Genomic DNA, 13,547 nt, shown 5'->3' with positions numbered 1-13,547 from the left:
CCATGTCTTATCAGTATGTCAAAGTGTTGATTGCCAATCGGGTGGGTATTATTGAGTTCAACCACACACGCAAACTCAATGCCTTAAGTAAGGTGTTTATTGATGATTTGATGCAAGCGCTGCATGACCTCAATCATACCGATATCCGCTGCATTATTCTCCGCGCGCCCGAAGGTTCAAAAGTGTTCTCCGCCGGCCATGATATTCACGAATTACCCACTGGCCGACGGGACCCACTGTCATATGATGACCCACTGCGCCAAATCACCCGAACTATCCAAAAATATCCTAAACCGATCATTTCGATGGTCGAAGGTAGCGTTTGGGGTGGTGCATTCGAGATGATCATGAGCTCAGATATTATTGTGGCTTGTAACACCTCAACCTTTTCGATGACACCGGTGAATCTGGGCGTTCCCTACAATTTGGTGGGTATCCACAACCTTATTCGCGATGCTGGCTTCCATATCGTGAAAGAGTTGATTTTCACTGCCGCGCCAATAACCGCGCAGCGTGCACTTTCGGTTGGTATTCTCAATCATGTGGTTGACCCCGCTGAACTGGAGGATTTCACACTGAAATTAGCCCACGTCATTTCTGAAAAAGCACCACTGGCGATAGCCGTTATTAAAGAAGAACTACGGGTTTTAGGCGAAGCCCACACCATGAATTCAGATGAGTTTGAGCGCATTCAAGGTTTGCGGCGTGCCGTCTACGATAGTGAGGATTATCTCGAGGGTATGAGTGCATTTATGGAGAAGCGTAAGCCTACCTTTTTGGGGCATTAAACCTTCTCAACCAGAGGATTTCTTTATGAAACGGTCATATTGCATAATGAGCGCGGATGAAGCCGCTGAATGTATTGAACATGGTCATATGGTGGTGTTCAGTGGTTTTACCCCAGCCGGAGCGCCTAAGGCGCTTCCTGCCGCTATAGCCCGGCGCGCTATAGCGCATCATCAGCAGCAAAAAGATTTTCAGATTCGTTTACTGACCGGCGCGTCCATTAGTGCTAAAGCTGATGATGAAATGGCTGAGGCTGACGCTATCGCCTGGCGCGCGCCCTATCAGACCGCATCATTATTGCGGGAAAAAATCAACTTGGGTGCGGTCAGTTTTGTCGACCTGCATCTGAGTGAAGTGGCGCAAATGGTTAACTATGGCTTCTTTGGCGACATTGATGTCGCGGTTATTGAAGCCTCGGCGATCACCGCTGATGGCAAGGTGTATCTTAGCAGCGGCATTGGTAATGCCCCGGTTTTTTTACATAAAGCCAAGAAAATCATCATAGAACTCAATCATTATCACAGCCCACGGGTCGCTGAACTGGCTGATATCATCATGCTCGGTGCCCCACCACGGCGTAATACCCTGCCTATCTACCATACATTGGATAAAGTCGGCCAACCCTATGTACAGGTGGATCCGAGTAAAATTTTTGCCATCGTTGAAACCGAACTGCCGGATGCCGGTAATAGTCTGGATCGCGAAAACCCACTATGTGAAAAAATAGCCGACAATGTGGTGAGTTTCCTGCTTAATGAACTCAAATTGGGCCGTATTCCACCAGAGTTTCTCCCGCTGCAAAGCGGCGTCGGTAATATCAATAATGCCGTGATGAAACGTCTGGGAGAAAACCCAGATATTCCGCCGTTTATGATGTATTCAGAGGTGCTGCAAGAGTCGGTGGTTCAATTATTAGAAACCGAAAAAGTGATGGGGGTAAGTGCCTCCAGCTTGACCGTTTCCCCCGCCTCATTGAAGAAAATCTATGACAATATGGATTTCTTCTCTACCCGCATTGTATTGCGGCCACAGGAGATTTCTAACAACCCAGAGATCATTCGTCGGTTAGGGGTTATTGCCCTTAACGTCGGGCTTGAATTTGATATCTACGGCCATGCCAACTCGACCCACGTTGCCGGTACGGAATTGGTCAACGGTATTGGCGGCAGTGCAGATTTTGAGCGTAACGCCTATTTGTCGATCTTTATGGCCCCCTCCATCGTCAAAGGTGGAAAGGTCTCCACCATTGTGCCGATGTGTACCCATGTTGATCATAGTGAGCACAGCGTAAAAGTTATCGTTACAGAACAAGGCGTGGCTGACTTACGCGGGCTATCACCCATGCAGCGTGCCACCACGATTATCAATAACTGTGCACATCCGATGTATCGTGACTACCTGCATCGCTATCTGGCACAGGCCAAAGGCGGACATTTGCATCACAATCTGGCGCAAGCATTCCAGTTGCACCAAAATCTGTTCGAATTTGGCTCAATGTTGGCACCTTAATCACCCTCTCGGTCTGAATGTATATAGCCCATGACTTTTTCGATGTGATGATTATTCTTGAGCGAATATAGGTACTCTCGCATATACATGGGCTGATTCGGTGCATCAAAATATTTCAGCTTGGCGGGGTTAACTAACCGATAAGCAAACTGAGGCACTACCGTCAGAAACTGCCCTTGCTCAACAGCACTGATTTTTGCCATAAAGCTGTAGGGGCGATAGATAATAGTGGGGTTAATGCCAATCGCACGGAAATGCGCATCCAGTAGAGCCTCAAAATTTGCCCTATTTTGGAAGCGCATTTGCAACCAAGGCAATGTATTCAACAACTCTAGCGCCTGGATATTCTCAAAGCGACGTGACACTAAAAAACCGAGCCGTAAAGAGGGAAGCTCCGTGGCTTGCAGGGTATCAATATGGGTGACACGTTGTGACGCTTGCTGCGGGGAGATAATAAAATCTACACGGCGATCGAGTAAGTCATCAATCACACTGTTTTCGTTAAACTCAAAAGGCTGAGCGGTAATCCCGTCGTATTTATCGCTGAGACTGAACAATTGATCAAAAATGATGGTTGGGTAAGTGTTATCAATTCCTATCACAATATTCTTCTGACGCTGTGATATAGCCACAATGCTGTTATCTATAGCTGAAAGTCGTTGATAAATAGGAAATAGCTCCTGATAAAGCTCTTGTCCTGCTTTATTGAGGCTGATACTTTTCTCATTACGAGTAAATAAGGAATAACCGACCAATTCTTCCAGCGCCATAATACTTTTGCCGAAAGGAGATGCCGTCATGTGTAATTTTTCAGCCGCCTTCGCCATGCTATTTGTTTGGGCTAACACAATAAAATTACGCATTTTCTTGGAAATGAAAACGTTCATTACTTTACTGATATGACAGAGGAGAGAGTGCTACAGCATAAGGGAATCACATCAGAAATAGTGTGAGTGCAAGAAGAGTATCACTACCATTTTCTGGTAAAATTCTTTCAATACATTAATTTATTTATATATCAATAAAATAGACAATAAAAAGGCCAGAATGCTGTGTCACACACTGGCTTGTTTCTATACATCTCTATCACTCAGCAAGGCTTTCTTACAACAGAATCACCCTTGAGCCATCAATCCCAACAATTTAAGAACAAAATACCCCACCACAGCAATCACTAACGGCAAGATATATAAGGTAAAGAACTGCAAGAAGATGGTGTGATGCGGTAAAACCACCTTCTCTTCTAGCTGTTCACGGCTGCGCCCTTCGCTACCTTTGGCTTGTTCCAAAATCAATTGATCTTCAATACCTTCACGAATGTGCCGCACCTGCCGCGACATACGAGCACCAGATGCCTGTAGTGACAAACCGACAAAAATCAGCATATAGATGATAAAGAACATAATATTCGCGGCGGTTAAGCCCTGCTGAAGATCAGGTACTGGCGAGTTGAACCAGAAAACATCCAGAAAAGTGGTATTGAAGCGAATCATATCGGTCATCACATGGATAAAATCCAACATGACCGCATTAATCCCGCTGCTTTTTTGACTATATTGATAGGCAAAATTGATAATTGAGATCAATGTTGACAGCAGTGCTGGAATAAAAACGAGCCACCCTGCAATCCGTTTGATAACAGCGACGCGCCCAGCCTGTTGATAGGTCATGACTTCTCCTTGTAAATACCACAACTTATGTAGCTCTAGTTTACCCGCTACATTCGCTCTTTGTGCAAAATTTTTGCTATAACTCTCACCCTTAACACAAATTCAAGCCTAGCTCATTCGGCGCTTTATCATTAAGTTAATGATAAAGTATTCAGCCCGTAGCTAAAAAAACCACAGGAGTGATGATAAATGGCAACCCCTCACCCGATTAAAGCGGCAATTTTCGATATGGATGGCTTGCTGATAGATTCGGAACCATTATGGCTACAGGCCGAACTCGATATTTTCACCAATCTTGGGCTGGATACATCCTCACGGGATTCATTACCCGATACCTTGGGTTTACGTATCGATTTAGTGGTAAAGCTTTGGTTCCAAGCCATGCCATGGCAGGGTCCTAGTCAGGCGGAAGTGTGCAAACGGATTATTGTTCGGGCGATAGAACTGGTAGAAGAGACCCGCCCGGTGCTGCCAGGCGTTGAGTACGCACTGGACCTTTGCCGCCAACAAGGGCTGAAAATCGGCCTGGCATCAGCATCCCCTCTCCATATGCAAGAGCGTGTGCTGGACATGTTAGGTGTTAGAAATCAGTTCGACTGTCTGGTTTCAGCCGAATACCTGCCCTACAGTAAACCGCACCCTGAGGTGTATCTGAATGCTGCGGCTGATCTCGGTATCGACCCGCTACAATGCGTCACGCTGGAAGATTCGGTAAACGGTATGATTGCGACTAAAGCAGCACGAATGCGCTCTATCGTGATCCCATCGCCTGAATACTGCGCAGACCCACGCTGGGTATTGGCTGATCTTAAGTTGGAATCATTAGAGCAATTGAATAAAAAAGATATAACGTAATATTACCGTATTGATGATAGAGGGCGGTGGAGCCAATGACTCAACCGCCCAAATACCCTTTAGAGGAAATCATCTCGCTTAGGGTTAAAGGTGTCGATTAAAATACTGTTATCTTCCAGTGATACCGCGCCGTGCATCTCATTTTTCACGGCACGATACGCATCACCCGCTTTCAATATGCGTTTCTGCCCTTCAATTTCCACTTCAAAGCTGCCTGCGGCAACATAAGCAATCTGGTCATGAATGTCATGTTTGTGTGCAGTACCAATGGCACCTTTGTCAAAGTGAACGCAGACCATCATCAGATCATCGCTCCAAGTCATTACTTTGCGTTTAATGCCATTTCCTAACTCTTCCCATGGCGTTTCATCATTAATAAAGAACATCTTCATTGTCTCACCTCATTATGCAGAATAAGTTTCTGATGTAGCGTAGTCACAGTTTCACGCTGAATTCTGCCCATTCTACGGGCAAAATTGGCAGATAAGCCATAAATAATCCAAAAATCATGACATCCCTCAAAAAATAATAAAACATCATTTCATTTTTATTGAATTAACTTCCCGCAAACACTATCATCATCAGCATTACAAGAAACACTCGGTCAGACATCAGACCAGTACAAGTTGTCAGCAACAATTGTCGACATCATGCGCTTGTTTGAGCCGGTCTTGCTTTCTGAGTTGGGTTTTACCCACCAAGATACTGTTCTGTAAAAGAGGTACTGACATGCAAGTTCGCCAAAGCATCCATAGCGACCACGCGAAACAGCTTGATACTGCCGGTTTGCGCCGTGAATTTTTGATCGAAAATATATTCACCGCAGATGAGTACACCCTGACCTATAGCCACATTGACCGCATCATCGTCGGGGGTATTTTGCCCGTCAGTAAAGCAGTCAGCATTGGTGATGATGTAGGTAAACAACTGGGTGTCAGTTACTTTCTGGAACGCCGCGAATTGGGCGTTATCAACATCGGTGGCTCAGGACTTATCGTTGTTGATGGTCAGCGTTATGAAATTAACAATGAAGAAGCATTGTATGTGGGTAAAGGTGCGAAAGAGGTGCAGTTCAGCAGTATCGACAGCACAAAACCTGCCAAGTTTTACTACAACAGCGCGCCAGCACACACCACTTACCCGAACAAAAAAATCACGTTGGCAGAGGCCGCACCGCAAACATTGGGTGATGATGCCACCAGCAACCGTCGCACTATCAATAAATACATCGTGCCTGATGTGTTGCCAACCTGCCAACTGACCATGGGTTTAACCAAACTGGCTCCCGGCAATCTGTGGAATACCATGCCTTGTCATACCCATGAACGTCGTATGGAAGTCTATTTCTACTTTGATATGGACGAAGAAACAGCGGTGTTCCACATGATGGGCCAGGCACAGGAAACACGTCATTTGTTAGTCCACAACGAACAAGCTGTGATTTCACCAAGTTGGTCTATTCATTCTGGCGTGGGCACTAAGCGTTATACCTTCATCTGGGGCATGGTCGGTGAAAACCAAGTCTTCAGTGATATGGACCACATCGCTGTTAGCGAATTGCGTTAAGCGTCACCAACCGAATCCGTCCTTTGGGCGGTTTTCTCCCCAATATTGAAATCGCGGCAATCTTTGACCGCCTTGAGAGAGATGTTAGCTATGATTTTAGATTCCTTTGAATTGAAAGGTAAAGTTGCACTGGTTACTGGCTGTGATACAGGTTTGGGCCAAGGCATGGCGATCGGTTTAGCCGAAGCCGGTTGTGATATCGTGGGTATCAACATTGTTGAGCCACGTGAAACTATTGATAAAGTGACTGCACTAGGCCGCCGTTTCCTTAGTCTGACGGCTGACCTGAGCAAAATTGAGCACATTCCTGCCCTGTTAGAACAAGCTGTCGCTGAATTTGGTCAAATCGATATTCTGGTCAATAACGCCGGTATCATTCGCCGTGAAGATGCGATCAACTTCAGCGAGAAGGACTGGGACGATGTCATGAACGTTAACATCAAAACCGTGTTCTTTATGTCTCAAGCGGTTGCTAAACAGTTCATCAAACAAGGCCATGGCGGCAAGATTATCAACGTGGCATCAATGCTGTCTTATCAAGGTGGTATCCGTGTGCCATCTTACACCGCATCGAAAAGCGCAGTCATGGGTGTGACTCGTCTGTTAGCTAACGAGTGGGCTAAACATGGCATCAACGTGAACGCAGTGGCACCGGGTTACATGGCAACCAACAATACCCAACAGTTGCGTAAAGATGAAGAACGCAGCAAAGAGATCCTTGACCGTATCCCTGCTGGTCGTTGGGGCTTGCCTGATGATCTGAAAGGTCCAGTGGTCTTCCTGGCATCTAAAGCATCTGATTATATCAGCGGTTACACCATCGCGGTTGATGGCGGTTGGTTGGCTCGCTAAGCCGATAATCATGACTAATTTGAGTTAAGGTCTATCTGGCGGAGTTATTCGCAATATTTTGACTCAAAAACGCATCAAGGCACAACTTCTGTTGTGCCTTTTTTATTACTTATTTATCAATTAGTTAACAAATAAATCTACCGGTAAATTTCTGCCAAAAGCGCAAAAATAAAAAATTCAAAACAACGTTCCGACTCCGATCACACTTTTGTCATTCGCTCAATGACTCGTCAGTAAATACAAATATAATAGATTGTGAAACGACGTTTCTATTTATAAGGAACCTTAAACCGGTTCTATCCTGATGTTCGATGATGGGGTTATGGCAATGGATTTTATAGGCAACATTAAAGGCAGCGACGCAATGATGATTAACTGGCTCAGCGCTATTCGCAGCTATGTTGATCTGGTCCAGTCTATTGGCCATAGCAACCAAAACCCTACCCCCCTGCTAGCTGATGGCTTTGATGTGCTGACACATCAACCGGTCGTATGGGAATTTCCTGATGGCCACAATACACCAATATCTAATTTTGCCAGTCAGCAAAACTGGTTGCGGACATTGGATGCCCTCAGTCTGGTGACTCAGGATCCGCAATATCACCAACAAGCACGAGTGCAAAGCAGCTATTTTATGCACCTTGGCGTTCATGAGCAAAGCGGGTTGTTTTACTGGGGCGGCCATCGTTTCCTCAATCTGGATACATTAACGACCGAAGGGCCAGAATCAAAAGCGCAAGTACATGAACTGAAACATCATCTGCCCTATTACGATTTTCTGGTCACTGTTGACCGGGAAAAAACACTTAATTTTTTACAGGGTTTTTGGCACGCCCATGTAGAGGATTGGCAAACGCTGGATCTGGGCCGCCACGGTAGCTACGACAAGTTACGCGACCCACATGTGTTTACCCATGCTCGCCGCGATGTGGTTAATCCTACTGACTTACCGCGCCTTCCTGAAACCAAAGGCCTGACCTTTGTGAATGCGGGTACTGACCTGATTTATGCCGCATATAAATATGCTGAATATACCGGTGATATCGCTGCTGCTGCCTGGGGGAAACATCTCTATCGTCAATATGTATTAGCCCGTAACCCAGAAACCGGTTTACCGGTTTATCAGTTCAGTTCGCCACAACAGCGTCGCCCTATCCCGGCGGACGATAATCAGACCCAATCTTGGTATGGCGATCGTGCCAAACGTCAGTTTGGTCCAGAATTTGGTGACATTGCTCGCGAAGCTAATGTGCTGTTTCGCGATATGCGCCCGCTACTGATTGATAACCCATTGGCGATGTTAGATATTCTGCGCCAACAACCCGACGAACAAGTCTTGCAATGGGTTATTGATGGCTTAAAGAACTACTATCGTTTCGCTTATAACGTTGAGAGTAATACATTGCGCCCGTTATGGAACGATGGACAAGACATGAGCGGCTATGTATTGCAGCGGGATGGTTACTATGGCGCCAAAGGTACGGTTATTTCGCCATTCCCATTAGATGTTGATTATTTGCTGCCATTAGTTCGCGCCTGGCGCTTGAGTGAAGATGAAGAGCTGCTGGATCTGATTGGTGTGTTACTGCACCGCTGGCAGTTTGCTGAATTGAACAAACAAAAACGCCGAGCATCATTGATGGTGGGTAAAAAACCTGCTGCCACTGCACACCTATTGTTGGCCCTAGTTGAACTGGCAGAACACTGCCAATGTAGCCGATTATTTGAATTAGCCTGGCAAGTTGGCGATGAACTATTTAAACAACATTACCATCGCGGCCTGTTTGTTGAATCGGCTCAACACCGTTATTTCCGTATCGACAATCCAATTGCATTAGCAATATTGGCCTTAATTGCAGCAAAACAAAATAAGTCTGCTGCTATGCCTCAATTTATTACCAATGGTGGTTACATTCATGGAGATTATCGGGTGAACGGGGAAAACCGTACTCTGTATGATATTGATTTTATTTATCCGACGCTTTTGAATCAGTAATTTTATTTATCTTTCATGTTATTAAAAATAGGTAAGCATTATGAATGAAAACAGAATGCTGGGGTTAGCCTATTTATCGCCTTATATACTCGGGTTGATAATATTTACGGCTTTCCCCTTTGTATCATCCTTCTTTCTCAGTTTTACTGAGTATGACTTAATGAACCCTCCCGTATTTAACGGGATCGAGAATTATCGTCATATGATTCTTGAAGATGATTTATTCTGGAAATCCATGGGCGTTACATTCGCTTATGTTTTTCTGACTATTCCTTTAAAACTGGCATTTGCTCTAGGGATCGCTTTTGTACTGAACTTTAAATTACGCGGTATTGGCCTGTTCCGTACTGCTTTCTATATTCCATCAATCCTCGGCAGCAGCGTTGCAATTGCCGTGTTATGGCGTGCCCTGTTTGCCATTGATGGCCTGTTAAACAGCTTTATTGGCGTGTTCGGGTTTGATGCCATCAACTGGTTGGGAGAACCAGCGCTGGCGCTGACATCCGTGACATTACTGCGTGTCTGGCAGTTCGGTTCCGCCATGGTTATCTTCTTGGCTGCATTGCAGAACGTACCGCAGTCACAATATGAAGCAGCCATGATTGATGGTGCCTCTAAATGGCAAATGTTTATGAAAGTTACCGTGCCACTGATCACGCCGGTTATTTTCTTTAACTTTATTATGCAAACCACGCAGGCGTTCCAAGAGTTTACCGCGCCGTACGTTATTACCGACGGTGGACCAACTCACTATACGTATTTATTCTCGCTCTATATCTATGATACCGCGTTTAAATACTTTGATATGGGATACGGTGCTGCACTGGCCTGGGTATTATTCCTGGTAGTCGCCCTCTTCGCCTCAATTGCATTTAAATCATCTAAATATTGGGTCTTCTACTCCGCCGATAAAGGAGGAAAAAATGACTGACGTACAACAAACTTCCAACCAGAAGAAATTAGATCTGGCGCAGGAAATTGCTAATGCGGAAATTAGCCGCACAGAACGCAAAGCAAAAGTCAGTGCTGCTTTCCGCTACATCATTTTGATTATTGTCGGTCTGATGATGCTTTATCCGCTGCTGTGGATGTTCTCTGCGGCGTTTAAACCCAATAATGAAATTTTCACCACATTAGGATTATGGCCAGAAAACGCAACCAGTGATGGTTTCGTTAATGGTTGGAAAACCGGTACTGAATATAACTTCGGTCACTACATGCTTAACACCTTTAAGTTTGTAATCCCGAAAGTCATTCTGACTATTATCTCTTCCACTATCGTGGCATATGGTTTCGCACGCTTTGAGATCCCATGGAAGAAATTCTGGTTTGCAACATTGATTACCACCATGTTGCTGCCAAGTACTGTGTTATTGATTCCGCAATACATCATGTTCCGTGAAATGGGCATGCTGAATAGCTACTTACCACTTTATTTGCCGACGGCCTTCGCCACCCAAGGGTTCTTCGTCTTCATGCTGATTCAGTTCCTGCGTGGTGTACCACGTGATATGGAAGAAGCGGCACAGATCGACGGTTGTAACTCGCTACAGGTGTTGTGGTATGTGGTTGTGCCAATCTTGAAGCCGGCCATTATCTCTGTCGCACTGTTCCAGTTTATGTGGTCAATGAACGACTTTATCGGCCCACTGATTTATGTCTACAGCGTAGATAAGTACCCGATAGCGCTGGCTCTGAAGATGTCAATTGACGTCACCGAAGGCGCACCGTGGAACGAAATTCTGGCAATGGCAAGCATCTCCATTCTGCCGTCCATCATTGTTTTCTTCCTGGCTCAACGCTACTTCGTGCAAGGCGTAACCAGCAGCGGAATTAAAGGTTAATAGAGGATTTATCATGGCTGAAGTCATTTTCAATAAATTAGGCAAAGTTTACTCCAACGGTTTCCGCGCGGTTCATGGCATTGATCTGAAAATCCATGATGGCGAGTTTATGGTTATTGTTGGTCCATCAGGCTGTGCTAAATCCACCACTCTGCGCATGCTGGCAGGTCTGGAAACCATCAGTGATGGCGAAGTTCGAATTGGTGATCGGGTGGTCAATAATCTGGCACCTAAATCACGTGGTATTGCCATGGTGTTCCAGAACTATGCGTTATATCCGCACATGACAGTGAAAGAGAATCTGGCCTTTGGCCTGAAACTGAGCAAGCTGCCAAAAGATCAGATTGAAGCGCAAGTCGCAGAAGCGGCCAAAATCCTGGAGCTGGAAGACCTGCTGGACAGACTGCCGCGCCAGTTGTCAGGTGGCCAGGCACAACGTGTGGCAGTAGGCCGGGCGATTGTGAAAAAACCTGATGTTTTCTTGTTTGATGAACCGTTGTCGAACCTCGATGCCAAGTTGCGTGCCTCAATGCGTATCCGCATCTCAGATTTGCATAAGCAATTGAAAAAAAGCGGCAAAGCAGCAACAACTGTTTATGTTACCCATGACCAGACCGAAGCCATGACCATGGGTGACAGAATCTGTGTAATGAAACTGGGCCACATCATGCAAGTTGATACCCCGGATAATCTCTACCACTTCCCTACCAACATGTTTGTTGCAGGTTTTATTGGTGCACCGGAAATGAACATCAAACCGAGTACGCTGGTAGAAAAAGAGGGGCAGATTGGCCTGACAGTTGGCCAATACACTCTGGTATTGAGTGAAAAACAGCAAGCCAAAGTGGCCGCCCATGCCGGAGAAAAAGTGTTCTTTGGTGTACGTCCAGAATTTATTCGCATGTCACAACAACCCTTTGCCAATAACCATTCGCAAGGTGAATTAGTTCGTGTGGAAAACATGGGGCATGAATTCTTCTTATACATCAAGGTTGACGACTTTGAATTGACTTGTCGCTTACCGTCTGATGAAGCACGGCCAATTATTGAAAGTGGCCTGCATCGCACCGTGTACTTCCAATTTGATATGGATAAATGCCATATCTTTGATGCAAAAACAGAAAAAAATATCTCTCTTTAACAGGAGCAGTACCCAATGAAAAAAGCGATCCTACACACGCTGATAGCATCCACTCTGGCTTTATTATCACATCAGGCTTTTGCACAGGATGACGTTAACCTACGCATGTCATGGTGGGGGGGCAATGGGCGTCATCAAATGACACTTAAGGCTCTGGAAGAGTTCCACAAGCAGCACCCAAATATTAATGTTAAAGCAGAATACACTGGCTGGGACGGTCATCTTTCTCGTCTGACGACGCAAATTGCTGGTGGAACTGAACCTGACGTTATGCAAACAAACTGGAACTGGTTGCCCATCTTCTCCAAAGACGGCACTGGCTTCTATGACTTAAATAAAGTGTCAGAGCAGTTGGATTTGGCTCAATTCGATCCGAAAGAACTGCAACAGACTACCGTTAATGGCAAATTAAACGGTATCCCGATTTCAGTGACAGCGCGTATTTTCTATTTTAATGACGCGACCTGGGCTAAGTCTGGTTTAGAGTATCCTAAAACGTGGGACGAATTACTTAAAGCAGGTTTAGTATTTAAAGAAAAACTGGGTGACCAATATTACCCTGTGGTATTAGAGCACCAGGATACTCTGGCATTAATTCGCTCTTACATGACACAAAAATACAACACCCCGACTATTGATGAAGCTAATAAAAAGTTTGCTTATACACCAGAACAGTGGGTTGAGTTCTTTACTATGTATAAGAAAATGGTTGATAACCATGTAATGCCATCCACTAAATACTATGCATCATTCGGCAAAAGTAATATGTACGAAATGAAGCCGTGGATTAATGGTGAATGGGGTGGTACTTATATGTGGAACTCCACCATTACTAAGTATTCCGATAACCTGACTAAACCAGCAAAATTGATACTTGGCCCTTATCCGATGTTGCCAGAGGCAAAAGATGCAGGTCTGTTCTTTAAACCTGCTCAAATGCTCTCTATTGGTAAATCGACTAAGTATCCTAAAGAAAGTGCCATGCTCATCAACTTCCTGCTTAACAGCAAAGAAGGTGTTGATGCTATGGGCTTAGAGCGTGGTGTACCACTGAGTAAAACTGCGGTAACTCAACTGCGTGCCAGCGGTGTAATTAAAGATGAAGACCCATCTGTTGCTGGTTTAAATATGGCATTAGAACTGCCACATGAAATGAAAACGTCACCATACTTTGATGACCCGCAAATCGTTTCATTGTTCCGAGATGCAATCCAATATATCGATTATGGTCAGAAATCTGTTGAAGAATCTGCGGAATACTTTAATAAACAAGGTGACCGTATCCTGAAACGCGCCATGAGATAATCTGTAAATCTATTTAACTTAAG

Annotated in this window: 13 protein-coding genes; 10 read left to right on the top strand and 3 right to left on the bottom strand. The window is 45.1% G+C overall.

What is annotated here, in order from left to right:
- Positions 1–2 precede the first annotated feature (2 nt).
- Both scpB and V2A84_RS06555 read left to right on the top strand, forming a co-directional pair.
- A complete protein-coding gene (gene scpB / locus V2A84_RS06560; protein ID WP_083158674.1) occupies positions 3–788 on the top strand; it encodes a methylmalonyl-CoA decarboxylase in 786 nt (261 codons plus the stop codon).
- A 25-nt stretch (positions 789–813) separates the two neighbouring features.
- Complete coding sequence (locus V2A84_RS06555; protein WP_083158673.1) at positions 814–2,295, top strand: succinate CoA transferase; 1,482 nt, start codon at positions 814–816, stop codon at positions 2,293–2,295.
- On the opposite strand, the gene srsR is transcribed toward V2A84_RS06555, so the two are convergent.
- Both srsR and V2A84_RS06545 read right to left on the bottom strand, forming a co-directional pair.
- Positions 2,292–3,182, bottom strand: a complete 891-nt coding sequence (gene srsR, locus V2A84_RS06550; RefSeq protein ID WP_083158672.1) for a LysR family transcriptional regulator SrsR — start codon at positions 3,180–3,182, stop codon at positions 2,292–2,294. The genes V2A84_RS06555 and srsR overlap by 4 nt on opposite strands.
- A 228-nt stretch (positions 3,183–3,410) precedes the next feature.
- Complete coding sequence (locus V2A84_RS06545; protein ID WP_083158671.1) at positions 3,411–3,965, bottom strand: YniB family protein; 555 nt, start codon at positions 3,963–3,965, stop codon at positions 3,411–3,413.
- Positions 3,966–4,154: 189 nt separating this feature from the next.
- Between V2A84_RS06545 and hxpB the strand changes: the two genes are divergently transcribed.
- Positions 4,155–4,820, top strand: a complete 666-nt coding sequence (gene hxpB, locus V2A84_RS06540; protein WP_083158670.1) for a hexitol phosphatase HxpB — start codon at positions 4,155–4,157, stop codon at positions 4,818–4,820.
- A 59-nt stretch (positions 4,821–4,879) separates the two neighbouring features.
- Here the strand turns inward: hxpB and V2A84_RS06535 are convergent, their stop codons facing one another.
- Positions 4,880–5,212: a cupin domain-containing protein gene (locus V2A84_RS06535; RefSeq protein WP_032905805.1), complete on the bottom strand. Its 333-nt coding sequence runs from the start codon at positions 5,210–5,212 to the stop codon at positions 4,880–4,882.
- A 337-nt stretch (positions 5,213–5,549) separates the two neighbouring features.
- Here V2A84_RS06535 and kduI point away from each other — a divergent pair, with 337 nt between their 5' ends.
- The 7 genes from kduI (at position 5,550) to V2A84_RS06500 (ending at position 13,524) form a co-directional block, all read left to right on the top strand.
- Positions 5,550–6,386, top strand: coding sequence for a 5-dehydro-4-deoxy-D-glucuronate isomerase (kduI, locus tag V2A84_RS06530; protein WP_083158669.1), 837 nt, complete (start codon positions 5,550–5,552; stop codon positions 6,384–6,386).
- Between the two features lie 90 nt (positions 6,387–6,476).
- Entirely contained in the window at positions 6,477–7,238 is a 762-nt protein-coding gene (gene kduD, locus V2A84_RS06525; protein WP_005182925.1) for a 2-dehydro-3-deoxy-D-gluconate 5-dehydrogenase KduD, read from the top strand.
- 328 nt (positions 7,239–7,566) lie between these two features.
- Positions 7,567–9,234: a pectate lyase gene (locus V2A84_RS06520; protein WP_442849116.1), complete on the top strand. Its 1,668-nt coding sequence runs from the start codon at positions 7,567–7,569 to the stop codon at positions 9,232–9,234.
- A 40-nt stretch (positions 9,235–9,274) separates the two neighbouring features.
- Entirely contained in the window at positions 9,275–10,165 is an 891-nt protein-coding gene (locus V2A84_RS06515; protein ID WP_083158668.1) for a carbohydrate ABC transporter permease, read from the top strand.
- Positions 10,158–11,078, top strand: coding sequence for a carbohydrate ABC transporter permease (locus V2A84_RS06510; protein WP_083158667.1), 921 nt, complete (start codon positions 10,158–10,160; stop codon positions 11,076–11,078). Before V2A84_RS06515 ends, V2A84_RS06510 begins: the two co-directional genes overlap by 8 nt.
- 13 nt (positions 11,079–11,091) lie before the next feature.
- On the top strand, positions 11,092–12,219 hold the full coding sequence (locus tag V2A84_RS06505) for an ABC transporter ATP-binding protein (protein ID WP_083158666.1): 1,128 nt from the start codon (positions 11,092–11,094) through the stop codon (positions 12,217–12,219).
- Between the two features lie 15 nt (positions 12,220–12,234).
- A complete protein-coding gene (locus V2A84_RS06500; protein WP_083158665.1) occupies positions 12,235–13,524 on the top strand; it encodes an ABC transporter substrate-binding protein in 1,290 nt (429 codons plus the stop codon).
- Positions 13,525–13,547 lie beyond the last annotated feature (23 nt).

This window comes from Yersinia sp. 2553 StPb PI (genome assembly GCF_052217105.1).
Taxonomy (GTDB): domain Bacteria; phylum Pseudomonadota; class Gammaproteobacteria; order Enterobacterales; family Enterobacteriaceae; genus Yersinia; species Yersinia enterocolitica_E.
Note: the sequence above shows the minus strand (reverse complement) of the source record. Positions and strands in the feature narration are given on the sequence as shown.

Excerpts from the sequence above, each read along its gene's own strand:
- scpB (WP_083158674.1), top strand. The coding sequence starts at position 3 with ATGTCTTATCAGTATGTCAAAGTGTTGATTGCCAATCGGGTGGGTATT.
- V2A84_RS06555 (WP_083158673.1), top strand. The coding sequence starts at position 814 with ATGAAACGGTCATATTGCATAATGAGCGCGGATGAAGCCGCTGAATGT.
- srsR (WP_083158672.1), bottom strand. The coding sequence starts at position 3,182 with ATGAACGTTTTCATTTCCAAGAAAATGCGTAATTTTATTGTGTTAGCC.
- V2A84_RS06545 (WP_083158671.1), bottom strand. The coding sequence starts at position 3,965 with ATGACCTATCAACAGGCTGGGCGCGTCGCTGTTATCAAACGGATTGCA.
- hxpB (WP_083158670.1), top strand. The coding sequence starts at position 4,155 with ATGGCAACCCCTCACCCGATTAAAGCGGCAATTTTCGATATGGATGGC.
- V2A84_RS06535 (WP_032905805.1), bottom strand. The coding sequence starts at position 5,212 with ATGAAGATGTTCTTTATTAATGATGAAACGCCATGGGAAGAGTTAGGA.
- kduI (WP_083158669.1), top strand. The coding sequence starts at position 5,550 with ATGCAAGTTCGCCAAAGCATCCATAGCGACCACGCGAAACAGCTTGAT.
- kduD (WP_005182925.1), top strand. The coding sequence starts at position 6,477 with ATGATTTTAGATTCCTTTGAATTGAAAGGTAAAGTTGCACTGGTTACT.
- V2A84_RS06520 (WP_442849116.1), top strand. The coding sequence starts at position 7,567 with ATGGATTTTATAGGCAACATTAAAGGCAGCGACGCAATGATGATTAAC.
- V2A84_RS06515 (WP_083158668.1), top strand. The coding sequence starts at position 9,275 with ATGAATGAAAACAGAATGCTGGGGTTAGCCTATTTATCGCCTTATATA.
- V2A84_RS06510 (WP_083158667.1), top strand. The coding sequence starts at position 10,158 with ATGACTGACGTACAACAAACTTCCAACCAGAAGAAATTAGATCTGGCG.
- V2A84_RS06505 (WP_083158666.1), top strand. The coding sequence starts at position 11,092 with ATGGCTGAAGTCATTTTCAATAAATTAGGCAAAGTTTACTCCAACGGT.
- V2A84_RS06500 (WP_083158665.1), top strand. The coding sequence starts at position 12,235 with ATGAAAAAAGCGATCCTACACACGCTGATAGCATCCACTCTGGCTTTA.